26 protein-coding genes are annotated in these 26,996 nt (G+C 74.2%); 5 read left to right on the top strand and 21 right to left on the bottom strand.

Going from position 1 to position 26,996, the window contains the following annotated elements; translation table 11 throughout:
• Window positions 1–9 precede the first annotated feature (9 nt).
• Complete coding sequence (locus tag ACIQVT_RS06245; protein WP_403748371.1) at window positions 10–1,320, top strand: ammonium transporter; 1,311 nt, start codon at window positions 10–12, stop codon at window positions 1,318–1,320.
• On the top strand, window positions 1,317–1,655 hold the full coding sequence (locus ACIQVT_RS06240; RefSeq protein WP_373909512.1) for a P-II family nitrogen regulator: 339 nt from the start codon (window positions 1,317–1,319) through the stop codon (window positions 1,653–1,655). The genes ACIQVT_RS06245 and ACIQVT_RS06240 overlap by 4 nt, the downstream gene beginning before the upstream one ends.
• Window positions 1,656–1,680: 25 nt before the next feature.
• Here ACIQVT_RS06240 and ACIQVT_RS06235 read toward each other — a convergent pair whose 3' ends face one another.
• Window positions 1,681–2,037, bottom strand: a complete 357-nt coding sequence (locus ACIQVT_RS06235; RefSeq protein ID WP_403748366.1) for a cytidine deaminase — start codon at window positions 2,035–2,037, stop codon at window positions 1,681–1,683.
• A 29-nt stretch (window positions 2,038–2,066) separates the two neighbouring features.
• On the bottom strand, window positions 2,067–2,888 hold the full coding sequence (locus ACIQVT_RS06230) for a helix-turn-helix transcriptional regulator (protein WP_403749706.1): 822 nt from the start codon (window positions 2,886–2,888) through the stop codon (window positions 2,067–2,069).
• A 148-nt stretch (window positions 2,889–3,036) separates the two neighbouring features.
• Between ACIQVT_RS06230 and ACIQVT_RS06225 the strand changes: the two genes are divergently transcribed.
• The gene (locus ACIQVT_RS06225; RefSeq protein ID WP_403748363.1) at window positions 3,037–4,458 is read left to right on the top strand and encodes an MFS transporter; all 1,422 of its coding nucleotides are present in this window, start codon (window positions 3,037–3,039) and stop codon (window positions 4,456–4,458) included.
• Here ACIQVT_RS06225 and ACIQVT_RS06220 read toward each other — a convergent pair.
• The 18 genes from ACIQVT_RS06220 to hrcA form a co-directional block, all read right to left on the bottom strand.
• Window positions 4,443–5,462: a S66 peptidase family protein gene (locus tag ACIQVT_RS06220; protein ID WP_403748360.1), complete on the bottom strand. Its 1,020-nt coding sequence runs from the start codon at window positions 5,460–5,462 to the stop codon at window positions 4,443–4,445. The two genes, ACIQVT_RS06225 and ACIQVT_RS06220, sit on opposite strands and share 16 nt — an antisense overlap.
• Before the next feature lie 52 nt (window positions 5,463–5,514).
• Window positions 5,515–5,874: an MmcQ/YjbR family DNA-binding protein gene (locus tag ACIQVT_RS06215; protein WP_403748356.1), complete on the bottom strand. Its 360-nt coding sequence runs from the start codon at window positions 5,872–5,874 to the stop codon at window positions 5,515–5,517.
• Window positions 5,871–7,172, bottom strand: a complete 1,302-nt coding sequence (locus ACIQVT_RS06210) for a hemolysin family protein (RefSeq protein WP_403748351.1) — start codon at window positions 7,170–7,172, stop codon at window positions 5,871–5,873. Before ACIQVT_RS06210 ends, ACIQVT_RS06215 begins: the two co-directional genes overlap by 4 nt.
• 6 nt (window positions 7,173–7,178) lie before the next feature.
• Entirely contained in the window at window positions 7,179–7,676 is a 498-nt protein-coding gene (ybeY, locus tag ACIQVT_RS06205; RefSeq protein WP_373909517.1) for an rRNA maturation RNase YbeY, read from the bottom strand.
• 12 nt (window positions 7,677–7,688) lie between these two features.
• Window positions 7,689–8,768, bottom strand: coding sequence for a PhoH family protein (locus ACIQVT_RS06200; protein ID WP_403748347.1), 1,080 nt, complete (start codon window positions 8,766–8,768; stop codon window positions 7,689–7,691).
• A 153-nt stretch (window positions 8,769–8,921) separates the two neighbouring features.
• The gene (locus ACIQVT_RS06195) at window positions 8,922–10,055 is read right to left on the bottom strand and encodes a carbohydrate kinase family protein (RefSeq protein ID WP_403749704.1); all 1,134 of its coding nucleotides are present in this window, start codon (window positions 10,053–10,055) and stop codon (window positions 8,922–8,924) included.
• A gap of 84 nt (window positions 10,056–10,139) precedes the next feature.
• A complete protein-coding gene (locus ACIQVT_RS06190; protein ID WP_403748345.1) occupies window positions 10,140–11,429 on the bottom strand; it encodes a glucarate dehydratase family protein in 1,290 nt (429 codons plus the stop codon).
• Window positions 11,426–12,358 (bottom strand): 5-dehydro-4-deoxyglucarate dehydratase, encoded by a 933-nt coding sequence (locus ACIQVT_RS06185; protein WP_403749702.1) that lies wholly within the window; start codon window positions 12,356–12,358, stop codon window positions 11,426–11,428. The genes ACIQVT_RS06190 and ACIQVT_RS06185 overlap by 4 nt, the downstream gene beginning before the upstream one ends.
• Before the next feature lie 191 nt (window positions 12,359–12,549).
• Window positions 12,550–13,554, bottom strand: a complete 1,005-nt coding sequence (locus ACIQVT_RS06180; protein WP_403748342.1) for an adenosine deaminase — start codon at window positions 13,552–13,554, stop codon at window positions 12,550–12,552.
• Between the two features lie 20 nt (window positions 13,555–13,574).
• Window positions 13,575–14,480 (bottom strand): ribonuclease Z, encoded by a 906-nt coding sequence (locus tag ACIQVT_RS06175; RefSeq protein ID WP_403748340.1) that lies wholly within the window; start codon window positions 14,478–14,480, stop codon window positions 13,575–13,577.
• 15 nt (window positions 14,481–14,495) lie between these two features.
• Window positions 14,496–14,849 carry a histidine triad nucleotide-binding protein gene (locus tag ACIQVT_RS06170; RefSeq protein ID WP_403748338.1) on the bottom strand — a complete coding sequence of 118 codons (354 nt, stop codon included), beginning with the start codon at window positions 14,847–14,849 and terminating at the stop codon, window positions 14,496–14,498.
• A gap of 258 nt (window positions 14,850–15,107) precedes the next feature.
• Entirely contained in the window at window positions 15,108–18,326 is a 3,219-nt protein-coding gene (locus ACIQVT_RS06165; RefSeq protein WP_403748335.1) for a PDZ domain-containing protein, read from the bottom strand.
• A gap of 46 nt (window positions 18,327–18,372) precedes the next feature.
• Complete coding sequence (locus tag ACIQVT_RS06160; protein WP_403748333.1) at window positions 18,373–18,870, bottom strand: hypothetical protein; 498 nt, start codon at window positions 18,868–18,870, stop codon at window positions 18,373–18,375.
• A 165-nt stretch (window positions 18,871–19,035) separates the two neighbouring features.
• Window positions 19,036–19,428 (bottom strand): VOC family protein, encoded by a 393-nt coding sequence (locus ACIQVT_RS06155; protein WP_403748330.1) that lies wholly within the window; start codon window positions 19,426–19,428, stop codon window positions 19,036–19,038.
• A 13-nt stretch (window positions 19,429–19,441) separates the two neighbouring features.
• Window positions 19,442–20,182: a 16S rRNA (uracil(1498)-N(3))-methyltransferase gene (locus ACIQVT_RS06150; RefSeq protein ID WP_403748325.1), complete on the bottom strand. Its 741-nt coding sequence runs from the start codon at window positions 20,180–20,182 to the stop codon at window positions 19,442–19,444.
• The gene (locus tag ACIQVT_RS06145; protein WP_403748320.1) at window positions 20,179–21,309 is read right to left on the bottom strand and encodes a nitronate monooxygenase; all 1,131 of its coding nucleotides are present in this window, start codon (window positions 21,307–21,309) and stop codon (window positions 20,179–20,181) included. The genes ACIQVT_RS06150 and ACIQVT_RS06145 overlap by 4 nt, the downstream gene beginning before the upstream one ends.
• 145 nt (window positions 21,310–21,454) lie before the next feature.
• The gene (dnaJ, locus tag ACIQVT_RS06140; protein WP_403748318.1) at window positions 21,455–22,588 is read right to left on the bottom strand and encodes a molecular chaperone DnaJ; all 1,134 of its coding nucleotides are present in this window, start codon (window positions 22,586–22,588) and stop codon (window positions 21,455–21,457) included.
• Window positions 22,589–23,605: a heat-inducible transcriptional repressor HrcA gene (gene hrcA, locus ACIQVT_RS06135; RefSeq protein ID WP_403748316.1), complete on the bottom strand. Its 1,017-nt coding sequence runs from the start codon at window positions 23,603–23,605 to the stop codon at window positions 22,589–22,591.
• A gap of 170 nt (window positions 23,606–23,775) precedes the next feature.
• On the opposite strand from hrcA, the gene ACIQVT_RS06130 reads away from it, so the two are divergent.
• Window positions 23,776–24,498, top strand: coding sequence for an MBL fold metallo-hydrolase (locus ACIQVT_RS06130; RefSeq protein ID WP_403748312.1), 723 nt, complete (start codon window positions 23,776–23,778; stop codon window positions 24,496–24,498).
• A gap of 68 nt (window positions 24,499–24,566) precedes the next feature.
• The gene (locus ACIQVT_RS06125) at window positions 24,567–25,370 is read left to right on the top strand and encodes a DUF3097 domain-containing protein (protein ID WP_403748307.1); all 804 of its coding nucleotides are present in this window, start codon (window positions 24,567–24,569) and stop codon (window positions 25,368–25,370) included.
• A 366-nt stretch (window positions 25,371–25,736) separates the two neighbouring features.
• Here the strand turns inward: ACIQVT_RS06125 and hemW are convergent, their stop codons facing one another.
• A complete protein-coding gene (gene hemW / locus ACIQVT_RS06120; protein WP_403748304.1) occupies window positions 25,737–26,969 on the bottom strand; it encodes a radical SAM family heme chaperone HemW in 1,233 nt (410 codons plus the stop codon).
• Between the last annotated feature and the right edge of the window lie 27 nt (window positions 26,970–26,996).

Raw genomic sequence — 26,996 nt, 5'->3', positions numbered from 1 at the left:
GAGACGCCCGTGACCCTGGCCGCACCCCACGTGAACACCGGCGACACCGCCTGGCTGCTCGCCGCCACCGCCCTCGTCCTGCTGATGACCCCGGGCCTCGCCCTGTTCTACGGCGGCATGGTCCGCACCAAGAGCGTCCTCAACATGCTGATGATGAGCTTCGTGTCGATCGCCCTGGTCACGGTGGTGTGGCTGGCGGCCGGCTACTCCCTCGCCTTCGGGGACGACTCCTTCGGTGGACTGATCGGCGGCCTCGGCCACGCCGGCATGAGCGGACTCGGCCCCGGCAGCGTGCACGGCTCGGTCCCCACCCTGCTCTTCGCCACCTTCCAGCTGACCTTCGCGATCGTCACGGCCGCGCTGATCAGCGGCGCGGTCGCCGACCGCACGCGGTTCGCGGCCTGGCTGGTCTTCGTACCGGTGTGGACACTGGCGGTGTACGTCCCGGTCACCCACTGGGTGTGGGGTCCCGGCGGCTGGATCATGGAGCGGCTCGGCGCCCTGGACTTCGCCGGCGGCCTGCCCGTCGAGATCACCTCCGGCGCCTCCGGACTGGCCCTGTGCCTGGTCCTCGGGCCGCGGCTGGGCTTCAAGAAGGACGCCATGCGCCCGCACAACCTGCCGATGGTGGTCCTCGGCGCGGGCCTGCTCTGGTTCGGCTGGTTCGGCTTCAACGCGGGCTCCGCGCTCGGCGCGAACGGCCTCGCCGCCGCCGCGTTCCTCAACACGCTCGCCGCCGGCTGCACCGGCCTGCTCGGCTGGCTCTTCGTCGAGCAGCGGCGCGACGGCCACCCCACCACGCTGGGCGCGGCCTCCGGCGCGGTGGCGGGCCTGGTCGCGATCACGCCCTCCTGCGGGACGGTCTCCCTGGTGGGCGCGCTGGCCGTGGGCCTGGCCGCCGGGGTCGTCTGCTCGTACGCGGTGAGCTGGAAGTTCCGGCTGAACTACGACGACTCGCTCGACGTCGTCGGCGTGCACCTGGTCGGCGGTGTCATCGGCACCCTGCTGATCGGCCTGTTCGCCGAGAAGGCGATGACCGGCGGACCTCAGGGGCTGTTCTACGGCGGCGGGCTCGCCCCGCTCGGCCGGCAACTGCTCGCCGTGGTGGTCGTCGCGGTGTACGCGTTCGCGGTGACGTACGGCCTCGGGAAACTGCTCGACCGGGTGCTGGGGCTGCGGGCCAGCGAGGAGGAGGAGCACACCGGTCTGGACCTTACGGTGCACGCGGAGACGGCATACGATCACGGGGTACTGGGCCACGGCGCCCCGGTCGGCTCCGCCCTCCTCTCCTCCGGCCAGAAGGTCAGCAACCAGGCATGAAGCTCATCACCGCGATCGTCAAGCCGTACCGTCTGGACGAGGTCAAGACCGCCCTCCAGGAGCTGGGGGTGCACGGTCTGACCGTGACCGAGGCGAGCGGGTACGGCCGGCAGCGCGGTCACACCGAGGTGTACCGGGGAGCCGAGTACCGCGTCGACCTGGTGCCGAAGGTGCGCATCGAGGTCGTCGTGGAGGACGCGGTCGCCGACGACGTGATCGACGCCGTCGTCAGGGCCGCGCACACCGGGAAGATCGGAGACGGCAAGGTCTGGGCCGTGCCGGTGGAGACGGTCGTGCGGGTGCGCACCGGCGAGCGCGGACCCGACGCGCTCTGACCGGCGGCACCCCGGGCGGGCCGGCTCAGCCGGCGGCGGGGACGGTGCGGCGGACCGTCCCGTCGGCGCCGGCGAGCAGCACCGGCGTGCCCGCCCCGCCGAGGTCGGCGACGGCGGCCAGGTCGGCGGCCGGCAGTGACTCCGCGTCGCTCACCACGGCCGCCGCCTCCAGCGACGTCGCGCCGGACGCCACCGCCATCGCCACGGCGGTGCGCAGGGCGCTGAGGCTCAGCGAGGCCAGCTCCACCGACCCGGCGACGTAGGTGCGCCCGGTCTCGTCCCGTACCGCCGCCCCCTCGGGCACGCCGTTGCGGGCCCGCGCCGAACGGGCCAGGGTGACGATCTTGCGGTCCTCGGGGTCAAGCGCGTTGCTCTCGGTCATGCCCTGAGCATACGAAGCCCGGGGACGGGTCATCCCGCCACGGGGTACATCGCGCCCCGGCGGCCCTCCGGCGAGGCCAGCCACTCCAGCTTGGCCGCGGTGTTCGCCTCGTCCAGCGGGGTGTGCAGCACGATCATCAGATCGGGGCGGGCGGGCACCTTCATCACCGTGGACTCCACGACCAGCAGTCCGACGAGGGGGTGGTCCAGCTCCTTGCGGACCTGCCCCTGGTCCTCGATGTCGCGCTCGGCCCACAGCGCGGTGAACTCGGCGCTGCGCTCGGACACCTCGGCGAGCACCGCCCGGAACCCCTCGTCGTCCGGCCGGGCCGCGCACGCCGCCCGGAACTGGGCCACGACCGTGCGGGCGTTGCGCTCCCAGCTGTTGCTGCGCGAGCGGTAGAGCGGATCGGTGAAGAAGTCGACGAGGCAGTTCTGCGTGATGTCCGGCCGCATGCCGAGGACCAGCGTCGCCGCGTCGTTGTACATCACGCAGTTGTAGTACAGGTCCATGATGTGGGCCGGGTACGGCATCCAGGTGTCGATCAGCCGCCGCAGCCCGTCGCACATGTCCGCCCGCCCGGGCGTCACCTGGGGGGCGGGCGGGTTCAGCCCGGCCAGCACGTACAGGTGCCGGCGCTCGGCGTCGCTGAGCCGCAGCACCCGGGCCACGGCGTCCAGGACCTGCGGGGAGACGGAGATGTCCCGGCCCTGCTCCAGCCACTGGTACCAGGAGGCGCCCACGCCGGCGAGCACGGCGACCTCCTCCCGGCGCAGCCCCGGGGTGCGGCGCCGGCCGCCGCCGCCCGGCAGCCCGGCCTCCTGCGGGCTGACCCGGGCCCGTCTGCTCATCAGGAACTCGCGCAGCTCGTCACGCCGGTGACTCCTCGTCGCCTCCGCAGCAGGCACGTGCCGCTCCTCCCCCGTCGTGTCTGGTGGTGCCACCACCACCATAAGTTGCGACTCCCCACGATTGTTCCGGCCGCCGCAAGCTCGTGCCATGGCGATCGACACCACCACCCGACCCCCCGCTCCCGCAGACACCCCGCTCGGCACCCCCCGGCTGTCGACGCGCGACAAGCTCGTCCTCTTCGTGCTGTGCGCGGCCCAGTTCATGGTCGCGCTGGACTTCTCCGTCCTCAACGTGGCGCTGCCGCACCTGGGTTCGGACCTCGGTATGAGCCGCTCCACCCTCCAGTGGGCGGTCACCGCGTTCGCGCTGCCCTCCGGGGGCTTCCTGCTCCTGTTCGGCCGCGTCGGCGACCTGTACGGCCGCCGCCGGCTGTTCCTGTCGGGTCTGGCCCTCTTCGGCGCGGCCTCGCTGCTGGCGACCCTGGCCTGGGACCCGGCGTCCTTCCTCGCCGGGCGGGCCCTCCAGGGCCTCGGCGCGGCGGCGATCGTCCCGGCCGGCATGTCCCTGCTGACCACGACCTTCCCGGAGGGGCCGGCCCGCGACCGCGCCCTCGGCATCTCCGGCACGCTGCTCTCGCTGGGCTTCACCGTCGGCATGGTCGCGGGCGGTGTGCTGACCGACGCGCTGGGCTGGCGCTCCACCATGGCCCTGCTCACGCTGTTCGCGCTGATCGTGCTGCCGCTGGCCCCGGGCCTGCTGCCGGAGTCGCGCACCCCCGACCGCCCGCGCCTGGACGTGCCCGGCGCGGTCACCGTCACCACCGGCCTGCTCTCGCTGATCTACGCCCTGTCCACGGCCGCCGACCACGGCTTCGGCCGCGCCGACGTGGTCGCGGCACTCGTCGCCGGCCTGCTGCTGCTGGCCGCGTTCACGGTCGTGGAGTCCCGCTCGGCGGCCCCGCTGGTCTCCCTGCCCATGCTGCGCCGCCCCACCGTCGCCTGGGGCAACGTGGGCGGTCTGGTCACCTTCTCGATGATGTCGACGGTCGTCTTCGTCCTGACGCTGTACCTCCAGGAGGTCCTGGGCCTGTCGGCGTTCGAGACCGGCCTCGTCTTCGGTGTGCAGGGCGTGCTGTCGGCCGTCGCCGGCGCTCTCGCCGCGAAGGTGATCGGCCGCTTCGGCGCCCGCCGCACGCTGGTCGGCTCGCTGGCGGGTCAGGGCGCGCTGGTCGCGGCCCTGCTGCCGCTCGGCACCCACTCCTGGTCGGTGTGGCTCGCCACGGCCGCCGTGTCCCTGGCGAGCGCGTGCCACCTGGGCGCGATCGTCTCGTACGGCCTGACCGTGACCTCCGGTGTCCCGGACGGGGAACAGGGCCTGGCGACGGGCCTGGTGACCTCGACGCAGCAGGTCGGCATCACGGTCGGCATCCCGGTGCTGGGCGTGCTGGCCACCACCTCCCGGAACCTGCTGGCCGGCGTCCACACGGTGCTCGCCCTCGACGCGGCGATCGTCCTGGCCGCCGCCGTCCTGGTCGGCCTCGGCCTGCGCCGCGGTCAGTCCAGGGTCTGAACGATCTCGCTCCGCGCGGCCGTGTGCACCACACGGCCGCGCGCGCCGTTGACCAGGGACAGGTACGGCACGACGTGCCCGCACTCGACATCGGCGACGATCGGCACGCCCAGCGGTCCGAGCGCGTCCAGGACGGCCTCGTGCTGGGTCAGGGTGCGGGCGTCGGGGCCACGGGTACGGCCGACGAGGACGGCGGCGGCGTGGTCGAAGAACCCGGCGAGGCGCATGCCGTGCAGGTGGCGGCAGGCGGTGAAGGCGTCGGCGTCCGCGACCTCGACGTACACCAGGAGCCCCTCGTCCCCGGCGAGGGCGGAGGTGTCCAGGTACCGGGTGCCCGCCAGGTTGACGAGGGTCTCGACGCAACCGCCGATCAGCCGGCCCCCGGCGTCCACGTCCCCGGTGCCGTCGAGCCGGGTCCAGCCGGCCTCGGCGTCCAGGGTGAGGTCGCGCACCTCCGGGTCGGCCCGGAAGTCGTCGAAACCGCCCGACCGGTGGCGGCCCGGCGGGGTCTGGCGCAGCTCCGTGCCCCGCGGCGCGGTGACGATGTCCAGCCAGGACAGCAGGCCCGGGGGCGTCCGGTAGGGGGTGTCCATGAGGTTGTTGCCGTGGACGGTCGCGACGCCGGTGAGCAGGGTGAGCGGGGTGATCAGCGTGGAGATGTCGGACCAGCCGGCCATCCAGGTGGGCTCGGCCTCGGCGATCCGGCCGAAGTCCAGCAGGGGCAGCAGGTCGATCGCGGTCTCCCCGCCCCACGGGGGGACGACGGCCCGGACCGTCGGATCGGTCAGCAGGGCGGTCAGTTCGGCGGCGCGCTCGGCGGCCGGGGCGCTGACGTGCCTTGAGCCGTCCATGCACCGGCCGACGACCACCTCGTAGCCGCGCGCCTCCAGGTCCCGCACCGCCACGTCGAGGCGGCCGCGCATCGCCTCGGCCACCCCGCTGGACGGGGAGGTCACACCTATACGGTCACCGGGGCGCAGCGGTCGCGGGTATCGGACGGTCACGCACCGGATTCTGACACGGGGTCACGCGGGGCGGTACGGCGGTACCGGATCGTCAGGGCCGGTCCAGGCGCAGCCGCTGCGCTCGGGGCAGGCCGGCGACGACCAGGTCGTAGGAGTCCTCGACCAGCTCCCGCACCAGGCGGTCGGGGAGGCCGGCGTCGGCCGTCACGGTGTTCCAGTGACGTTTGTTCATGTGCCAGCCCGGCACGATCAGCCCCTCGTGCTCGCCGCGCAGCCGGACCGCGTCCTCGGGGTCGCACTTGAGATTGACCGTCAGGGGCCGCCCGTCGAGATTGGTCAGCGCGAACATCCGGCCCAGCACCTTGAAGACCGAGATCTCGGGCCCGAACGGGAAGTCCTCCACGGCCGCCTCGAAGGACAGGCACAGGGCGCGCAGCCGCTGCGGGGTCACCCGGACCGCTCCTCCCCGGCGACGGCCACGGCCAGCGGCTCCACCAGGACCGTCACGATCTTGTTCCGGCGTCCGGCGGCGGCCTCCGCCGTCAGCCGGAGCCGGCGCCCGTCGGGCAGGTCGACCTCGGCGGACGCGCCGGCGATGGGCACCCGGCCCAGCGCCTTGGCGAGCAGGCCGCCGACGGTCTCCACGTCCTCGTCGTCGTACTCCTCCAGGCCGTACAGCTCGCCGAGGTCGGTGATGTCCAGGCGGGCGGTGACCCGGAAGCGGTCGTCGCCCAGCTCCTCCACCGGCGGGAGCTCCCGGTCGTACTCGTCGGTGATCTCGCCGACGATCTCCTCCAGGATGTCCTCGATGGTGACGATCCCGGCGGTGCCGCCGTACTCGTCGATGACGACGGCGACGTGGTTGCGTTCCTTCTGCATCTCGCGCAGCAGGTCACCGGCGTTCTTGGTGTCGGGCACGAAGACGGCCGGGCGCATGGCCGTGGACACCAGGTCGCCCTCCGCCTCCCGGCTGATGTGCGTCTTGCGGACCAGGTCCTTCAGGTACACGATCCCGACGATGTCGTCCTCGCTCTCCCCGGTGACCGGGATCCGGGAGAACCCGGAGCGCAGGGCGAGGGTGAGGGCCTGGCGGATGGTCTTGTACCGCTCGATCACCACGAGGTCGGTGCGCGGCACCATCACCTCGCGGACCAGGGTGTCGCCCAGCTCGAAGACGGAGTGCACCATGCGGCGCTCCTCGTCCTCGATCAGCGACTCCTTCTCGGCGAGGTCGACCAGCGCGCGCAGCTCCGCCTCGGAGGCGAAGGGGCCACGCCGGAAGCCCCGGCCGGGGGTCAGCGCGTTGCCGATGAGGATCAGCAGCGAAGGGATCGGGCCCATGACCCGGGCGAGCGGCAGCAGCACGTACGCCGCCGCGGTCGCCGTGTTCAGCGGGTGCTGCCGGCCGATGGTGCGCGGGGAGACACCGACGGCGACGTACGACACGAGCACCATCACGCCGATCGCGACGAGGAGCGCCTGCCAGGTGGCCGCGAACTCCTCCAGGCAGGCGTAGGTCACCAGGGCCGCCGCCGCCATCTCGCAGGCGACGCGGACCAGCAGGGCCAGGTTGAGGTAGCGGGTGGGGTCGGCGGCGAGCTGGGCGAGCCGGGCGCTGCCCCGGCGGCCGGACTTGACGGCCTCCTCGGCGCGGAAGCTGGAGACCCGCGCGAGGCCCGCCTCGGCGCAGGCGGCCAGCCAGGCGACGACGACCAGCGCGATCGCGCCCATCACGATCTGCACGGACATCGGCGGCTACGAGACGGTCGGCGCCGGGGAGGGCCCGGTCAGGCCGTGCTCGGCCCGCCACCCGTCCACGATGGCGGCCTGGAGCCCGAACATCTCCGCCTTCTCGTCGGGCTCCTCGTGGTCGTAGCCGAGCAGGTGCAGCACACCGTGGACGGTGAGCAGCTGGAGCTCCTCGTCCATGGTGTGCCGCGTCGGCGCCTCCGCGCCCTGGCGGGCGGCGACCTCCGGGCACAGCACGATGTCACCGAGCAGCCCCTGCGGCGGCTCCTCGTCGTCCTTGGACGGCGGACGCAGCTCGTCCATCGGGAAGGACATGACATCGGTCGGGCCCGGCAGGTCCATCCACTGGATGTGGAGCTGCTCCATGGCGTCGGCGTCCACGACGATCACCGACAGTTCGGAGAGCGGGTGGATGCGCATCCGCGCGAGCGCGTAGCGGGCGACGTCGAGGATCGCCTGCTCGTCGACCTCGGTACCGGACTCGTTGTTGACGTCGATCGACATGGTCGTGCTGGTCTACTTCCCCTGGGGAGCCTTGGCGCCGGCCCTGCCACGGCCGCCCTTGTGGGTGCCGTTCTCCGTGCCGTGCTCGCTGTCGTACTGCTCGTACGCGTCGACGATACGGCCCACCAGCTTGTGCCGGACGACATCCTGGGACGACAGCCGGGAGAAGTGGACGTCGTCGACGCCTTCGAGGATGTCCTGGACCTGGCGCAGACCCGACTTCTGCCCGTTGGGCAGGTCGACCTGCGTCACGTCACCCGTGATCACGATCTTCGAGTCGAAGCCGAGGCGGGTGAGGAACATCTTCATCTGCTCGGGGCTCGTGTTCTGGGCCTCGTCCAGGATGATGAAGGCGTCGTTGAGCGTGCGTCCGCGCATGTAGGCGAGCGGCGCGACCTCGATCGTCCCGGCGGCCATGAGCCGCGGGATGGAGTCCGGGTCGAGCATGTCGTGCAGCGCGTCGTACAGCGGGCGCAGATAGGGGTCGATCTTCTCGTAGAGCGTGCCCGGCAGGAACCCGAGCCGCTCCCCGGCCTCGACCGCCGGCCGGGTCAGGATGATCCGGTTGACCTGCTTGGACTGGAGGGCCTGGACGGCCTTGGCCATGGCCAGGTAGGTCTTGCCGGTGCCGGCGGGACCGATGCCGAAGACGATCGTGTGCTTGTCGATGGCGTCGACGTAGCGCTTCTGGTTGAGGGTCTTGGGGCGGATCGTGCGACCGCGTGAGGACAGGATGTTCTGCGTCAGTACCTGCGCCGGGGTCTCCGGCCCGTCGCTCGTCCCGTTCTCGCTCGACTTCAGCATGGCGATCGAGCGTTCCACTGCGTCCTCCGTCATCGGCTGCCCGGTGCGGAGCACCAGCATCATCTCGTCGAACACGCGCGCGATCAGGGCGACGTCGACCGGGTCGCCCGCCGCGCTGATCTCATTGCCCCGGACGTGGATGTCGGCCGCCGGGAAGGCCCTCTCGATCACCCGCAGGAGGGCGTCGCCGGATCCCAGCACGGTCACCATGGGGTGCTGGGCGGGGACGGTGAACTGCGCTCTCGCCTGCTCCTGCGCGGGGGTGTGAGCTGTGGGTGTCTCTGTCATGGGCCGGCGCTGAAGGCCTGCGCTTCCTCCTCGTCACGGCCGCGTCGCTGTGGGCGGCCTCGCGTCATCAAGAGTACGACGCGGGACCGACAACACCGAAGGTCTTTTCGCACACCGCTCACCCGGGACACGGGCCCGCGGGCCCCCCGCGCGTCAGCCGGAGCGCCGGAAGCCGATGGTCGGCACCGCCCGGCGCAGCGGCCAGGGCCGGTCCAGCTCGCGCGGGACCAGCCCGTCGAGGAACGCGTACCGGCGCAGTGCCTTCGGGTCCTGCCCGGGCAGGGACTGGACCCGCCGCCACCACGCCCCGATCTCCGACCAGCCCGGCGCCGACAGCGACCCGCCGAACTCCTGCACCGACAGCGCCGCCGTGAGGCCCGCGAAGGCCAGCCGGTCGGCCAGCGGCCAGCCCGCCAGCGATCCCGTCACGAACCCGGCGACGAACACGTCGCCCGCCCCGGTCGGATCGAGTGCCTCCACCGCGATGGCCGGCACCTCAGCCGTCTCGCCGGTGCGCCGGTCCACCGCGTACGCCCCCTGCGCCCCCAGCGTCACCACGGCCACCGGCACCCGCTCGGTCAGGGCACGCGCGGCGGCCCGCGGGCAGTCCGCGCCGGTGTACCGCATGGCCTCCTCCGCGTTGGGCAGGAACGCCTCGCAGTGCTCCAGGTCGGCCAGCCCGGCCAGGTCCCACGCGCCGGTCTCGTCCCAGCCGACGTCGGCGAAGATCCGGGTCCCCTCCCGCGCGGCCTGCGCGATCCACGGGGCCCGCGTGCCCGGCAGGAGGGAGGCGACGGCCGCCCGCGCGGGCGGCGGGCAGTCCGGCGCCGGCTCCTCGGGGGGCGGCTCGTGCCCGTGGGAGACCATGGTCCGCTCCCCCTCGTACGCCATGGAGACGGTCACCGGCGAGTGCCAGCCGGGCACGGTCCGGGAGGCCGACAGGTCGATGCCCTCGCCCTGGGCGAGCGCGTCCCAGCAGTACTCGCCGTAGTGGTCGTCGCCGAAGGCCGCGGCGAGGGAGGTCCGCAGGCCCAGCCGGGCCAGCGCGGTCGCCATGTTGGCGACCCCGCCGGGGCTGGACCCCATCCCCCTGGCCCAGGACTCGGTGCCGCGCACGGGCGCCGAGTCAAGGCCGGTGAAGACGATGTCGAGGAAGACGGTGCCGGTGAGGTACACGTCCCAGGGCGGGTCCTCCGGCGCGCGCAGCGCGGCGAGCGGGTCGACCTGGGTCTGGCCGCGCGCGGTCTGCGTGAGGTGTTCCGGTTCCTCTCCGGTGGCCGTGTGCAACGGGGTCACGGTGCGCTCCCTGACGGTGGTGCGGTTCCGGCCAGTGTGCACCAGGCCGCGCCCCCGGACGCCGTGCCCCCGCGGTCACCAGCGCGGCATCACCGGCGTACGCCAGCCCGGTTCGGCCGCCCGCATCGCCGCCGCGTCGTCGCGGTCCCGGTACCGGCCGTCGTCCGCGGCCCACCGCCGGTGCAGGCGGGCCAGTTCGTCGCGGTCCAGTTCGACGCCGAGACCGGGGGCGTCGCCCACCGCGATCCGGCCGCCCTCGAAGACGAGCCGCTCGGTGAGGACGTCCTCGGACTGCCAGGGGTAGTGCGAGTCGCACGCGTGGCGCAGGCCGGGGACCGTGGCCGCCACCTGGGTCATCGCGGCCAGGCTGATGCCCAGGTGGGTGTTGGAGTGCATGGACACCCCGACGCCGAACGCGGCGCAGATCGCGGCGAGGTGCCGGGTGTTGCGCAGCCCGCCCCAGTAGTGGTGGTCGGAGAGGACGACCCGCACGGCGCGCCGCTCGAACGCCTCCCTGATCTCGCCGAACGTCGTCACGCACATGTTGGTGGCGAGGGGGACGTCGGTGCCTGCGGCGACGGCGGCCATCCCGGGCGTGCCCAGCGTCGGGTCCTCCAGGTACTCCAGGACGTCCCCGAGCTCATCCGCCACCTCCAGCGAGGTCGCCACGGACCAGGCGCCGTTGGGGTCCAGGCGCAGCGGGCAGCCGGGGAAGGCCTCGGCGAGGGCCCGTACGGCGGCGATCTCCCGCGCGGGCGGGAGGACACCGCCCTTGAGCTTGAAGGAGCCGAAGCCGTGCAGCTCCCGGAGCCGGCGGGCCTGCGCCACCACTCCGGCCGGGTCGAGTGCGGGGCCCCACTCGTCCGGCTCGGCGGGGACGCCCGCCGGGTGGGCGGCCCATTTGTAGAAGAGGTAGGCGCTGTACTCGACGGCGTCGCGGACCCGGCCGCCGAGCAGCGCGTGCACGGGCAGCCCGAGCGCCCTGCCCTGGGCGTCGAGGCAGGCGACCTCGAAGGCGGAGAGCACGGACAGCCGCAGCTTGTCGGCGCTCTGCACCCCGCGCAGCCCGCCGGCGTCCGCCCGGCCCTCGATCCGGGAGGCGTCCACGGCGAGGTCCATCTCGAACAGACTGTTCACGTCCATGACCGAGCGGCCGGTGAGCCGTTCGGCCAGCGGCCGCGCCAGTTCCAGGTACTTGGTGTCGCCGTAGGTCTCGCCGAGCCCGGTGACCCCGTCGGCGGTGACGACCTCCACGATCAGCCGGGGGGTGTACGGCTGGTGCACGCCCTGGGTGTTGAGCAGCGGCGGGTCGGCGACCAGGATCGGCGTCAGCCGTACCTCGGTGATGGTCAGGTCACGGGTCACAGGGAGGCTCCCACGAGGTCGAGTCCGGCGGTGAGGAGGGCCTTCAGGGCGGCGAGGTCGGCGGGCGCGGGGTCGGTGAGCGGGGCGCGCACCGGGCCGACGCGCCGGCCGCGCAGCCGGGCCGCCGCCTTCACCAGGGACACGGCGTATCCGGGCGCGCGGTCGCGGAGTTCGACGAAGGGGACGTAGAAGCCGCGCAGCAGGGCGTCGGTGGTGGCGTGGTCGTCCGCGCGCAGTGCGGTGCGGAAGGCGCCGGCGATCTCGGGGGCGAAGGCGTGGACGGCGGAGGAGTAGGCGGGGACGCCGACGGCCGCGTAGGCGCGGGCCTGGATCTCGGCGGTGGCGGCGCCGTTGAAGAAGAGGAAGCCGTCGGGGGCGGCGAGGGTCAGGCGCTGGAGGCGGTCGAGGTCGCTGTGGCCGTCCTTGAGGCCGATGACGCCCGGGACGCGCGCGATGCGGCGCAGCGCGTCGACGCCGTAGGCCACCTGGCCGCGCTGGTAGGCGATCAGGGGCAGCCGGGTGCGGGCGGCGAGCCGTTCCAGCTGGGCGGCGAGGCCGTCCTCGGGGGCGTCGACCAGGTAGTGCGGGAGCACCAGCAGGGCGTCGGCGCCGGCCTCCTCGGCGATCCGCGCGAACCGGGCGGCCTGCGCCCAGCCGTAGCCGGTGCCGGCCACGACGGGCACCCGGGCCCCGGGTGCGGCGCCGGCGCCCGGGGGCACGGCGCGGGCCGCCTCCTCGACGGCGACGGTGACGACCGTGCGGTACTCGTCCTCGTCCAGGGAGAAGAACTCGCCGGTGCCGCAGGCCGGGAAGAGGGCGCCGGGTCCGGCGGCGAGCTGGTCGGCGGCGTGGGCGCGGAAGCCGTCGGGATCGAGGGAGCCGTCGTCGTGGAAGGCGGTCAGCGGGAAGGACAGCACGCCTCGCGCCATCCCCTCCTGGAGCCGCCGCGCCACGTCCTGCGCAGCCGGGTCGCCGCCCACGGGACCATCTCCTCTTATGAATGGAGGTCACATATAAGAACGGAGGCTAGACGGTCGTCCCCCGCTCCGCCATCCCCGGACGTCATCGTGACCCGGATCACCCCCGGCGCCGAGGCCCGCGCCGGGGGTGCGGGGCGCGGCTAGGACAGCTCGTCGCCGAACTCGTAGGCGTCCACCTCGGCGAGGCAGCGGGCCCTGCGGTCCTCGTCGTCCTCCAGGAAGGAGGCGAGGAAGGAGTTGCGGGCCAGCTCGCGCAGCCGGTCCCGGGACAGGCCGAGGACGGTGCCGACCGCCGCGAAGTTGTCGCCCGCGTACCCGCCGAAGTACGCCGGGTCGTCGGAGTTGACCGTGCACAGCAGTCCGGCGTCGAGCATGGCCGGCAGCGGATGGTCCGCCAGGGTGTCCACGGCGCGCAGCCGGACGTTGGACAGCGGGCACAGGGTGAGCGGGACACGCTCCCGGACCAGCCGTTCGACCAGCGCCGGGTCCTCCAGGCAGCGCAGCCCGTGGTCGACGCGCTCCACGCCGAGCACGTCCAGCGCCTCGGTGACGTACTCCGGCGGGCCCTCCTCCCCGGCGTGCGCCACCCGGCGCAGCCCGAGCGCGGCGGCGGCCTCGTACACCTCGCGGAACTTCGCCGGCGGGTGCCCGACCTCGGCGGAGTCCAGGCCGACCCCGGTGATCCGGTCCAGGTACGGCCGCGCGGCCTCCAGGGTCGCCAGGGCCGACTCGGCGGACTCGTCCCGCAGGAAACACATGATCAGCCTGGTGGAGACGCCGTGCCGCTCCTCGCTGCGGCCCAGCGCCCGCCACAGCCCCTCCACCACCGTGCCCATGGCCACGCCCCGGGCGAGGTGGGCCTGCGGGTCGAAGAAGATCTCGGCGTGCCGCACGCCCTGCGCGGCGGCGCGGGCGAGGTAGGCGTCGGCCAGGTCGGCGAAGTCCCGCTCGGTGCGCAGGACGGCCATCAGCTCGTAGTACAGGTTCAGGAAGGACTGGAGGTCCTCGAACCGGTAGGCCTCACGGAGCGCTTCCGTGTCGGCGTACGGCAGCTCGACGCCGTTGCGCGCGGCCAGCGCGAACGCCAGCTCGGGCTCCAGGGTGCCTTCGATGTGCAGGTGCAGTTCCGCTTTGGGGAGAGGCATCAAAGCATCGTACGGGTGGTTTACCGCCGTTTCGGAACCGGTACACGCAGCAGGTCGTGGGCCACGGTCAGCTCGCCCCCGAAGCCCGCCGCCCGCGCCTGCCGCTCGAACTCCGCGGGGTCGGTGTAGCGCTGGCTGAAGTGGGTCAGCACCAGGTGCCGTACGCCGGCGTCGCGCGCCACGCGGGCGGCCTGGCCGGCGGTCAGGTGCCCGTGCTCGACGGCCAGCGCCTCGTCCTCGTCGAGGAACGTGGACTCGATGACGAGCAGGTCGCAGCCCTCCGCCAGCGCGTGGACGCCGTCGCAGAGGCGGGTGTCCATGACGAACGCGAAGCGCTGCCCGCGCCGCACCTCGCTGACGTCCGCCAGCGACACGTCCCCGACCCTGCCGGTGCGCTGGAGCAGGCCGACGTCCGGGCCCCGGATGCCGGACGCGGCGAGCCGGTCGGGCAGCATGCGGCGGCCGTCGGGCTCGACGAGCCGGTAGCCGTAGGACTCGACGGGGTGGGAGAGCCGGCGGGCGTCGAGGGTGTACGCCGGGGTCACGGCGAGGACGCCGTCGGCGGCGACCGGGGCCTCGGTGAGGCTCACCGTCTCCCGGTAGGCGGTCGCGTGGCGCAGACGGTCGAAGAACACCTGGCCGGAGCCCGGGTAGTGCGCGGTGACCTCGTGCGGCACCCGGTCGAGGTTGATGCGCTGGATGACTCCCGCCAGGCCCAGGCAGTGGTCGCCGTGGAAGTGCGTGACGCAGATCCGGTTCAGGTCGTGGGCGGCGACCCCGGCGCGCAGCATCTGCCGCTGGGTGCCCTCGCCGGGGTCGAACAGGATGCCCTCGCCGTCCCACCGCAGCAGGTAGCCGTTGTGGTTGCGGTGCCGGGTGGGGACCTGGCTGGCGGTGCCGAGGACCACCAGTTCACGGACGGACACGGTGCCGGTTCCGCCCTATCCGGGGGGCCACTGGAGGCCGCGGCCGCCGAGGACATGGGCGTGGGCGTGCCAGACGGTCTGGCCGGCGCCGGCACCGGTGTTGAAGACGGTGCGGTAGCTGTCCAGCTTCTCCTCGTCTGCCACGGCCCGGGTCTCGGCGAGGACGTCGGCCGCGATCTGCGGGGCGCCGGCGGCGAGCGCGGCGGCGTTCTCGTAGTGGGCCTTGGGGATCACCAGGACGTGGGTGGGCGCCTGCGGGTTTATGTCCCGGAACGCCAGGGTCGTCTCGGTCTCGCGGACGATCGTCGCCGGGATCTCGCCCGCCACGATCTTGCAGAACAGGCAGTCGTCCTGCGGTTCGCCGGCCATGCGTGCCTCCTGTGATCGGTGCCGTGGGCATCGTAGTGGTTCGGGTGCGCAGGGCCGGTGGCCGGTCGGGCGGTGGCCCGCGCGAGGGTCGGTGGTCGGTCGGGCGGTGGCCCGCGCGAGGGTCGGTGGCCGGTCGGGCGGTGGCCCGCGCGAGGGCCGGTGGCCGGTCGGGCGGTGGCCCGCGCGAGGGCCGGTGGCCGGTCGGGCGGTGGCCCGCGCGAGGGCCGGTGGCCGGTCGGGCGGTGAGCCGCGCCCCCCTCAGGCCGGCAGGTCCGGCGGGGTCTTCGCGGGCGCCGACTCCAGGGCTTCCAGCGCCAGGGCGACGGCCGCGTCGAGCTGGGCGTCCCGGCCCTCCGCCCAGTCCTGCGGTCGCTGGACCACCTCGACGTCGGGGTCCACGCCGTGGTTCTCCACGTCCCAGCCGGGGCCGTCCAGCCAGATCGCGTACTTCGGCTGGGTGACCAGGGTGCCGTCGACCAGGTGGTAGCGGCTGTCGATGCCGACGACACCGCCCCAGGTGCGGGTGCCGACGACCGGGCCGATGCCGAGCGCCTTGACGGCCGCGTTGACGATGTCGCCGTCGGAGCCGGAGAACTCGTTGGCGACCGCGACGACCGGGCCGCGGGGCGCGTCCAGGGGGTAGCTGGTGGGGCGCATGCCGCGGGCGAGGTCCCAGCCGATGACCCGGCGGGCCAGCTTCTCCACGACGAGCTGGGAGGTGTGGCCGCCGCGGTTCTCGCGGACGTCGACCACCAGGCCCTCCCGGGTGACCTCGACCCGCAGGTCCCGGTGGATCTGCGCCCAGCCCGGCGCCTGCATGTCGGGCACGTGGAGGTAGCCGAGACGGCCGCCGGACGCGGCGTGGACGTGGGCGCGGCGGTCGGCGACCCAGGCGTGGTAGCGCAGGGCCTCCTCGTCGGCGACGGGGACGACGACCGGGTGGCGGGGTTCGCCGCCGGCGGCCGGGGAGACGGTCAGCTCGACGGGGTGGCCGGCCGTGCCCACCAGGAGGGGGCCGGGACCGCGTACGGGGTCGACGGGGTGCCCGGCCACGGCGATGATCGCGTCGCCGGGGCGGACGGCCACCCCGGGCGCGGCGAGCGGGGAGCGGGCGTCCGGGTCGGAGGTCTCCGCGGGCAGGATGCGGTCGATGCGCCAGCAGCCGTCCTCGTGGCGGGAGATGTCGGCGCCGAGCAGACCGTGCCGGGCGCGACCGCCGGGGCCGCCGCCCGGGGTGACGTAGGCGTGCGAGGTGCCGAGTTCGCCGTGCACCTCCCAGAGCAGGTCGATCAGGTCGCTGTGGGTGGCGAGGCGGGCGAGGAGCGGACGGTAGCGCTCCAGGACGCCGTCCCAGTCGACGCCGCCGAGGTCGGGACGCCAGAAGTGGTCGCGCATGAGGCGGCCGGTCTCGTCGTACATCTGCCGCCACTCGGCGGCCGGGTCGACGGTCTGCCGGACCCGGGCGAGGTCGACGGTGACGCCGGCGTCGCCGTCGTCGTCGGCACCGGCGCGGCGGTCGCCGGGGACGACCCGCAGGCGGCCCTCGCTCCACAGCAGCACCCGGCGGCCGTCGCCGCTGACCTCGAAGTGATCGGCGGCGGAGGCGAGTTGCTCCAGCCGGCGCTGGGCGAGGTCGTACCGCTCCAGCTCGGTGTGCGGATCGGGGTCCTCGGGGTGGGCGCGGGCGGCACCGAGGACGCCCTGCACGGGGTGGCGCAGCCACAGGACGCCGTCCTTGGCGGCGCGCAGCGTCGAGTAGCGGCCCGCCTCGACCGGGAACGGCACGATCCGGTCGGCGAGCCCCTCCAGGTCGATGCGGGTGGCGGGGGTGGCCTCGCCGTCCGGGGTCTCGTCCTTGTCCGGCGTCTCGAAGGAACGGCCGTGGCGCTGCGGGCCGAACGGCGAGGGGGTGGTCGCGGCCAGGGTGATCAGGTGCGGGCGGGCGCCGACCACGAACGCGAGGTCGAAGACGTGCTCGTCGTAGACCGGGTCGAAGGCGCGGTTGGAGAGGAACGCGAGGTGCCGGCCGTCGAGGGTGAAGGCGGGCGCGTAGTCCTGGAAGCGCAGCGGGGTCGCCTCGGTGACCGACAGGTCGGTGGTGTGGGCGAGGCGCAGTTGCGACAGCGGGCGGGGCCCGGGGTGGGCCCAGGCCAGCCAGGCGGAGTCGGGCGAGAAGGCGAGGCCGGAGACCTCGCCGTCGTCGCTGCGGTCGACCTCGCGGACCTCGCCGGTCTCGCGTTCGACGAGCAGCAGCCGGCCGTCGTGCGCGGCGACCGCGACCCGGCTGCCGTCGGGTGCCACGGCCAGCTCCAGGACCCGGCCGAGCTGCCCGGCGGCGAGCCGGCGGGGCGGGGCGCCGGGCACGGTGCCGGTCGCGGGCGCGAACTCCAGGGCGTCGTCGCCCTCGGCGTCCGTGACCCACACCGCCCACTCCTCGGCCCCGGCGCGGAAGGCGCGCGGCGTCCGGGTGCGGACGCCGGGGGTGGCGGCGAGGGCGCGGGCGGGACCGGAGCGATGGGTGACCCAGTGGATGCCGCCGCGCACGCAGACGACGCTGCCGCGCGCGGTGTGGTCGGGGGACGCCTCGCCGAACCAGCGGGCGGCGTCGACCGGCCGGGCGCGCAGGTCCGTGCGGGTGCCGCGCGGCGCCACGTCGAGGCGGCGCGGCTCGGCGCCCTCCAGGTCGTCCAGGAGCCAGAGTTCACCGGCCGAGCTGTAGACGACGCGGTCGCCGTCACCGGCCGCGTGCCGGGCGTAGAAGCCGCCGAGGGGGGTGTGCCGGCGCAGGTCGGAGCCGTCGGGGAGGGAGGAGTAGACGGCTCCGGTGCCCTCGTGGTCGCAGAGGAAGGCGATCCGGCCGCCGGCCCACACCGGGCACTCGATGTTCCCGTCGAGGTCCTCGTGCAGTCGCGCGAACCGGCCGTCGCCGTCGGGGTCGATCCACAGCTTGCCCGCCGTGCCGCCCCGGTAGCGCTTCCAGTAGGCGGCCTCGCGGCCCATCGGCGCGGACAACAGCACGGTGGCGGGCCCCGGCGCCACGTCCCCGACCGGCCCGTACGGCAGGGTCTCGGCCGGGCCGCCGTCGAGCGGCACGGCGTGCGCCCAGGTGTGCCGGGAACTGTGCCGGCCGTGCGCGCCGAGCGCCAGCACCCGCCCGTCCGCCGTCCAGCCGCGCACCTCGGTACGGCGGCCGCCCCAGTACGTCAGCCGCTCGGCGGGGCCTCCGTCGACCGGGGCGAGGTGCACCTCGGGGGCGCCGTCACGGGTGGACGTCCAGGCGAGGCGGGTGCCGTCCGGGGATATCCGGGGCGTCGTCACCGGCCGGTTGTCGGCGCTGACCCGCCAGGCCCGGCCGCCGTCGAGCGGGGCGAGCCAGACGTCGTCCTCGGCGACGAACGTCACCAAGTCGCCGTGCAGGTGGGGGAATCGGAGGTAGGCGGCGGTGGCCGCGGTTCCCGTGGAGGCGCCCTGAGTCACGCCGTCACTCTACGCAGCGAGCGGTGCGGCCCGCTGCCGGTTCCGATCACTTGCCCGTCACGGGTCCGCAGGGGTCCACGGTCCGGCACAGGACGGTCCGGGTGACGGTGACCGTGACGGTGGGCTCCGGGCGGCCCACGGTGGGCGGGCGGTAGGTCGGTCCGGGCGGGGCGGAGCAGTCGCCGAGCCCGTCGACGCGGAAGACCTGCCGGTCGCCGACCCGCGCGGTCAGGTCGCCGCGCACGCAGGCGCCGTCGACGACCTCGGTGACCTGCCCGGTGACGGCGATGTCCCGCCCGTCGCCGGTCCGGCCCTGGCAGTCGACGGAGACGACGGTGGTCCCGGCCGTGGGTGAGGTGCCGTGCGTGCGCCCGTCGCCGTCCCGGCCGGTGCAGGTGAGCCAGGCGACGTTCACGTGCCGCCGTTCCAGCGCGGCGGTGGCGGTCCGGTCGGTGGTGTACGCGACGGTCGCGGAGCCCAGCCCGCCCGGCCGGCACGCCACCGCGGCCGCCGTGGCCAGTACGACGAGCCCCGCCGCGGCCATCGCCCGCGATCCGTTCCGCATCCGTCCGCATGCCGCCATGCGGGGCAGCGTGCCACCGGCCCGGGCGGCGCGGTAGACCGCATACGGACACTCACCCGTACGGGGCAGTGTCCGTATGCGGCACCGCACACGGCTGGCGCGGCGTCCCGGCCCGGCCTCCCGCGGTCAGCCGCGGAGCAGCAGCCACTCCTGGAGTTCGACGAGGTTGCCCTCGGGGTCCTTCAGGTAGGCCACCCGCATGCGGTCGGTCAGCGGCGCCGGGCCGCGCAGCAGTGTCGTGCCGCGCTCGGTGACCCGCGCGCAGCAGGCGTCGAGGTCGTCCACGCGCAGCACGACCAGGGAGCGGTGGCCGGTGGCCGTGCCGCCCAGCTCGGCCAGGACGCCGGCCATCATGGCGCGGTCCTGGAGCGCGATCCCGGCGGAACCGGCGTGCGGGCTGAACTTCTCGTACGGGCCCCGCTCCGCGCCGGACTGCGGCTCCAGGCCGAGCACGTCGGCGTAGAAGCGGTAGCAGGCGGCGAAGTCGGTGACGAGGAGCCGGACCTGGGCGAGTTCCACGATGCCTCCCGGGTCAGGACCAGCGGCCCGTGCGGCCCAGCAGGAGGGCCGCGGCGGCGGTGCCGGCGGTGGACGTGCGCAGCACGGTGGGGCCGAGGACGTACGGCTTCGCGCCCGCCTCGGCGAACAGGGCCAGTTCCTCGGGGGAGACACCGCCCTCGGGGCCGACGACCAGCACGATCTCGCCGTCGGCGGGGAGCGCGGCGGTGGCGAGGCGTTCCTCGCCGCTCTCGTGGAGCACGGCGGCGAGATCGGCGCGGGCGAGCAGCTCGGCCACCTGTCGCGTGGTCGCCGCCTCCCCGACCTCGGGGAAGCGGACGCGGCGGGACTGCTTGCCGGCCTCCCGGGCGGTCGCCCGCCACTTGCCGAGGGCCTTCGCGCCGCGCTCGCCCTTCCACTGGGTGATGCAGCGGGACGCCTGCCAGGGCACGACGGCGTCGACACCGACCTCGGTCATCGTCTCCACGGCCAGTTCACCGCGGTCGCCCTTGGGCAGGGCCTGGACGACGGTGATCCGCGGGGCGGCCGGCGGCTCCTCGCGCACGGACTCCAGGTCCGTGACGACCAGACGGTCCTTGCCCTCGGCGGCCTTGACGACGCCGGCGGCCCAGCGCCCGCGCCCGTCGGTGAGGACCACGTCCTCGCCCGGCCGCAGCCGCTTCACGGACACGGCGTGCCGTCCCTCGGGGCCGTCGAGCACGAACTCCCGGCCGGCCGGGTCGAGTCGGTCCACGACGAAGACGGAAGCGGTCATCGCGCCGCACCCCCGGTCCGCGGCAGGCCGGACAACGCTGTCCGGGTCTCGGCGAGTTCGGCCGCCAGCACCCCCACCAGCTCACCGGCGGGCAGTGCCCGGGCCAGCCGGTGTCCCTGGCCGGCCCACAGCGCCATGCCCTGCGCGTCCCCGGCCCGGGCGGCGGCCTTGCGCAGCGGTGCCGTCATGTGGTGGACGTCCGGGTAGGCGGCGGGCGCGTACGGGCCGTGCTCGCGCAGGAACCGGTTGACCAGGCCGCGGGCCGGGCGGCCGGAGAAGGCGCGGGTCAGCTCGGTACGGGCGAACAGGGGGTTGGTCAGCGCCTGTTTGTGCAGCTCGTGCGCGCCGGACTCGGGGGTGGCGAGGAACGCGGTGCCCAGCTGGGCCGCGCTCGCGCCGGCCGCGAGGACGGCGGCGATCTGGCTGCCGCGCATGATGCCGCCGGCGGCCACGACCGGGAGGCGGACCGCATCCCGGATCTGCGTGACCAGGGACAGCAGACCGATGCCGGAGCCGTCGTTCTCCGGGAGGTCCCGGTGGGTGCCCTGGTGACCGCCGGCCTCCACGCCCTGGGCGATCACCACGTCCGCGCCGGCCCGTTCGACCGCGCGGGCCTCCTCCACGGTGGTGGCGGTGACCAGGGTGAAGGTGCCCGCACGGCGGAACCGGTCGAGCACCTCGCGGCCGGGCACGCCGAAGTGGAAGGAGACCACCGGTACCGGGTCGTCGAACAGCACGGCGAGCTTGGCCTCGTAGCCGTCGTCCCGGCCGCTGTCCGGGTCGCCCAGTTCCGTCTCGTACCAGGCGGCCTCGCCGGCCAGCTGGTGGGCGTAGACCTCGACCGCGCCGGACGAGGGAGCCGCGCCGACCGGCGCGCCGATGCCGGTGGGCGCGCCGGGGTGCTCCGGCTGGGGCATGAACACGTTCACGCCGAAGGGCCGGCCGGTCAGTCCCCGCAGTTGCTTGATCTCCTGGTACATGCCGTCGGCCGTCTTGTAGCCGGCGGCGAGGAACCCGAGTCCGCCGGCCTCGCAGACGGAGGCGACGAGCTGCGGGACGGAGACCCCGCCCGCCATGGGGGCCTGCACGATCGGGTGGGGAAAGAGATCGGTCAGCGCGGAGGACATGAGCGCATGGTGTCATGTACTCCGGGCAAGTCCGAATCCGGGCTCGCACCGGCATACGCCCCCGGCACGAGCCGTTTCCGGGGGCCGGCCCCCGCGGTTCCCGGCCCCTTCCGGACCGGCTCCGGCCCCCCGCCGACCGTCCGTCTCAACGGCCGTTGAACGCGTCCTTCAGCCGGGAGAACAGCCCCTGCTGCCCGGGCTGGAACTGGCCCTGCGGGCGCTCCTCGCCGCGCAGCTTCGCCAGCTCGCGCAGGACGCGTTCCTGTTCGGGGTCGAGCTTGGTCGGGGTCATCACCTCGACGTGGACGATCAGGTCGCCCCGGCCGCCGCCGCGCAGGTGGGTCACGCCCCGGTCGTGCAGCGGGATCGACTGGCCGGACTGGGTGCCGGGCCGGATGTCGACCTCCTCCATGCCGTCCAGCGTCTCCAGCGGCACCTTCGTGCCCAGGGCCGCCGCCGTCATCGGCACGGTGACCGTGCAGTGCAGGTCGTCCCCGCGCCGCTGGAACATCGCGTGCGGCAGCTCGTGGATCTCGACGTACAGGTCACCGGCCGGACCGCCGCCGGGACCGACCTCGCCCTCACCGGCGAGCTGGATCCGCGTGCCGTTGTCCACACCGGCCGGGATCTTCACGGTGAGCGTGCGGCGCGAGCGGACCCGGCCGTCACCGGCGCACTCCGGGCACGGGGTGGGGACCACCGTGCCGAAGCCCTGGCACTGGGGGCAGGGCCGGGAGGTCATGACCTGACCCAGGAAGGACCGGGTGACCTGCGACACCTCGCCGCGGCCGCGGCACATGTCACACGTCTGCGCGGACGTGCCCGGGGCCGCGCCCTCACCGCTGCACGTGTTGCACACGACGGCGGTGTCGACCTGGATGTCCTTGGTCGTCCCGAAGGCCGCCTCGTCCAGCTCGATCTCGATGCGGATCATGGCGTCCTGGCCGCGCCGGGTGCGCGAGCGGGGCCCGCGCTGCGACGCCGTACCGAAGAACGCGTCCATGATGTCGGAGAAGTTGCCGAAGCCGCCGGCGCCGAAACCGCCCGCGCCGCCGCCCGACTGGGAGAGCGGGTCGCCGCCGAGGTCGTAGACCTGCTTCTTCTGCGGGTCCGACAGCACCTCGTAGGCGGCGTTGATCTCCTTGAACCGCTCCTGGGTCTTCGGATCGGGGTTGACGTCCGGGTGCAGCTCGCGAGCGAGCCGACGGAACGCCTTCTTGATCTCATCCTGCGACGCGTCGCGGCGCACGCCGAGAACGGCGTAGTAGTCCGTGGCCACTTACGACTCCGCCAGGATCTGTCCGACGTACCGTGCCACTGCGCGTACCGCTCCCATCGTTCCCGGGTAGTCCATGCGGGTCGGTCCGACCACGCCGAGCTTGGCGACTGCCTCGCCGCCCGAACCGTAGCCCACCGACACCACGGAGGTGGAGTTGAGTCCTTCATGGGCGTTCTCGTGGCCGATGCGCACGGTAACGCCGGGTTCCTTCGCCTCGCCCAGGAGCTTGAGGAGCACGACCTGCTCCTCCAGGGCCTCCAGGACGGGCCGGATCGTGAGGGGGAAGTCGTGCCCGAAGCGGGTGAGATTGGCGGTACCGCCGATCATCAGCCGCTCCTCGTTCTCCTCGACGAGTGTCTCCAGAAGGGTGGAGAGCACCGTGGAGACCGTACCCCGGTCCTCGTGGTCGAAGGCGTCCGGCAGGTCCTCGACCAGTTTCGGCACGTCCGCGAAGCGGCGGCCCGCGACCCGGCTGTTCAGCCGCGCCCGCAGATCCGCCAGGGACGCCTCGCCGAACGGCGCCGGGCAGTCGACCATCCGCTGCTCGACCCGGCCGGTGTCCGTGATCAGCACCAGCATCACACGGGCGGGAGCCAGCGACAGCAGCTCCACGTGCCGGACCGTGGACCGGGTCAGCGAGGGGTACTGCACGACGGCGACCTGCCGGGTGAGCTGCGCCAGCAGCCGGACCGTGCGCGCCACGACGTCGTCGAGGTCGACGGCGCCCTCCAGGAAGTTCTGGATGGCGCGCCGCTCCGGCCCGGTCATCGGCTTCACGCCGGCCAGCTTGTCCACGAACAGGCGGTAGCCCTTGTCGGTGGGGATGCGCCCCGCGCTGGTGTGCGGCTGGGCGATGTACCCCTCGTCCTCCAGGGCCGCCATGTCGTTGCGGACGGTCGCCGGGGAGACACCCAGGTTGTGTCGCTCGGTGAGCGCCTTGGAGCCCACCGGCTCCTCGGTGCCGACATAGTCCTGGACGATGGCGCGCAGCACCTGAAGCCTGCGTTCACTCAGCATCCGCGCGCACCTCCAGCACGTCGTCCCTCGTCCGTTCGTCCGTCCGGGCCGGCCGCCTGGCACTCCGGCCGTGCGAGTGCCAGCCACTCCCGGCCCAGTGTACGGCCGTCGGGTACGCACGGGGCAAGGTCGGGCCCGCGTTACCGGCTCGTAGCGCTAGCGTCGCCGGTATGACGGTGACTTGGGAAGACCTGGGCTGGGAACGGTTGGCCGCCGGGGTGGGGCGGTGCCGGCTGCCCGGCTGGGACTGCACCTCCGGCCTGGTCCTGGGCGCGGGCACGGCACTGGTGGTGGACGCGGGTTCCAGCCTCTCCGAGGGGGCGCGGCTGCGGTCCCGGGCCGAGGCGCTGTCCGGCGGCCGTGTGACCCATCTCGCGCTCACCCATCCCCATTTCGACCACGTCCTCGGGGCGTCCGCGTTCGCCGGCGCCGAGACCTACGCGGCCGTGGGCGTGGACGCCGTCCTGTCCCACGGCCGCGAGGAGCTGCGCCTGGACGCGCTCCGCAACGGCCTGCCGTCCGCCGACGCCGACGAGGCGGTCGACGCGCTGGTGCCGCCCGCCCACCCGGTGTCCGGCGAGTGGACGCTCGACCTCGGCGGCGGCCAGCAGGTGCTGCTGGCGAACGTGGGCCCCGGCCACACCGGGCACGACCTCGCCGTGCTCGTTCCCGGTGAGGTCGAGGTGGTGTTCTGCGGCGACCTGGTGGAGGAGTCCGGGGAGCCGCAGGCGGGCCCGGACGCGGTCCCGTCGCACTGGCCGGCCGCGCTGGACCGGCTGCTGGCGCTCGGCGGCGAGCACGCCCGGTACGTGCCGGGGCACGGGGCCGTCGTGGACGCCGCCTTCGTACGGCGCCAACGCGACGCCCTGGCCGCCCGTTTCGGCGTGGGCTGAGCCGCTCCGCGCGCGGGCGCCCGGCGTGTCGTGGGCGTCGCCGTGCGGCTTCTCCTATCGTCATCCGAATGCGCCAGTACTCCGTCGACCTGACCCCGCCGTGGAAGAAGCCGAAGCCCGTGCCGGAGGTGCCGGCCGACCCGGGCCTGGTGGTGGAGGAGCCCGGCAGCGGGTTCTGCGGGGCGGTGATCCGCTGCGAGGCCGGCACGGTGACCCTGGAGGACCGTCACGGCAAGCACCGGGTGTTCCCGCTCCAGCCGCGCGGCTTCCTGCTGGAGGGGCGCGCGGTGACGCTCGTCCGGCCGTCGTCGGGACCGGTGCGTCCCGCCCGTACGGCGTCCGGCTCGGTCGCCGTCCCGGACGCCCGCGCGCGCGTCGCCCGTGCCGGCCGCATCTACGTCGAGGGCCGGCACGACGCCGAACTGGTCGAGAAGGTGTGGGGCGACGACCTGCGCGTCGAGGGCGTGGTGGTGGAGTACCTGGGCGGCGTCGACGACCTGCCGGCGATCGTCGCCGAGTTCGCGCCGGGCCCGGACGCCCGGCTCGGCGTGCTCGTGGACCACCTGGTGCCCGGCACCAAGGAGTGGCGCATCGCACAGTCGGTGAACAGCGAGCACGCCCTCGTCGTCGGACACCCGTACATCGACGTGTGGGAGGCGGTGAAGCCGGCCGCCGTCGGCATCCCGGCCTGGCCGGCGGTGCCGCGGGGCCAGGACTGGAAGACGGGCGTGTGCCGGGCACTGGGCTGGCCGGAGAACACCGGCGCGGTCTGGCAGGCGATCCTGGCGCGGGTGCGGTCGTACAAGGACCTGGAACCGGAACTGCTGGGACGCGTCGAGGAACTGATCGACTTCGTGACCACCCCCACGTAGGCCACCCACGAAGCACCCGACTCCCTCGGCCGCGCCGGTGCCGTGCGCGGGTGTGGCTCGACCGACCGGTCCGGCACCGCGCCCGCGCGAGGGGGGCCGAGCGGACCGGGTTCCACGTCGTCACACCCGCGGAGGAGGGACGAGGTGACCAGGGCTGCACCGGCACTGCGCCCCGAGCAGGGGGCCGAGCCGCACGGGTTCAGCCGCACCGCGCTCGCACAGGCGGGCCGCTGACCAGGCCACATCGACACCGCCCCTCGGACCGAGGAGGGCCGCGCCGGCTCTGAACCCCGCCTAGGGGGCCGAGCCGAGCGGTCGCACGGCACCGCACCCGCCGCGGACAAGCCCAGCCGACCCGGCTCACGCTCAGTCGACCAGGTCGCGTACCACCGCGTCCGCCAGGAGTCGGCCGCGCAGGGTCAGCGCGGCGCGTCCCTGCTCGTACGGCCCCTCGCGGAGCAGTCCGTCGGCCAGGGCCCGGCGGGCGGCCGCCAGCCCCTCCGCGCGGAGCAGGTCCAGCGGGACGCCCTCCCGCAGCCGCAGCTCCAGCAGGACGCGCTCGACCCGGCGGTCCTCCTCGGACAGCAGCTCGCGGCCCGCGCCCGGTGAGCGTCCCGCCGCCAGCGCCGCCGCGTACGCGCCCGGGTGCTTCACGTTCCACCAGCGCACCCCGCCGACATGGCTGTGCGCGCCCGGTCCGGCGCCCCACCAGTCGGCGCCCCGCCAGTACAGCTCGTTGTGCAGGCAGCGGGCCGCCGGGGAGGTGGCCCAGTTGGAGACCTCGTACCAGTCGAAGCCCGCCGCGGTCAGCATCTCCTCGGCGATCAGGTACCGGTCGGCGTGGACGTCGTCGTCCGTCATCGGGATCTCGCCGCGGCGGACGCGGCCGGCGAGCCGCGTGCCCTCCTCGACGATGAGCGCGTACGCGCTGACGTGGTCCGGGCCGGCGCCCAGAGCCGCCTCCAGGGAGGCCCGCCAGTCGTCGTCCGACTCCCCCGGCGTGCCGTAGATCAGGTCCAGGTTGACGTGCTCGAACCCCGCCTTCCTGGCCTCCGCCACGCACGCCTCGGGCCGGCCGGGGGTGTGGGTGCGCTCGAGGACCTTCAGCACGTGCTGCCTGGCGCTCTGCATGCCGAAGGAGATGCGGTTGAAGCCGCCCTCCCGGAGGGCGGCGAGGTACTCCGGGCCGACCGAGTCCGGGTTCGCCTCGGTCGTGACCTCGGCGTCCGGCGCGAGCCCGAACTCGTCGCGGACGGCCGCCAGCATCCGTACCAGGTCGCCGGCGTCCAGCAGGGTCGGCGTGCCGCCGCCGACGAAGACCGTGCGGACCTCGCGCGGGTCGTCGCCCAGCACCTTCCGGGCCAGCCGCACCTCGTCGACCAGCGTCTCGGCGTAGTTGTCCCGGGAGGCGAGGACGCCGCCGGTGCCACGCAGCTCGGTCGCGGTGTAGGTGTTGAAGTCGCAGTAGCCGCAGCGGGTCGCGCAGTACGGCACGTGGAGGTAGAAACCGAGCGGGCGGTCACCGGCCCCGGCGAGCGCGTGCGCGGGCAGCGCACCGTCGGCGGGGACGGGCTCACCGTCGGGAAGAGCGGAAGGCATGTCCCCCATTGTCCCGCACGGGCCGGC

This window comes from Streptomyces sp. NPDC100445 (assembly GCF_044759735.1).
Taxonomy (GTDB): Bacteria; Actinomycetota; Actinomycetes; order Streptomycetales; family Streptomycetaceae; genus Streptomyces.
Note: the sequence above shows the minus strand (reverse complement) of the source record. Positions and strands in the feature narration are given on the sequence as shown.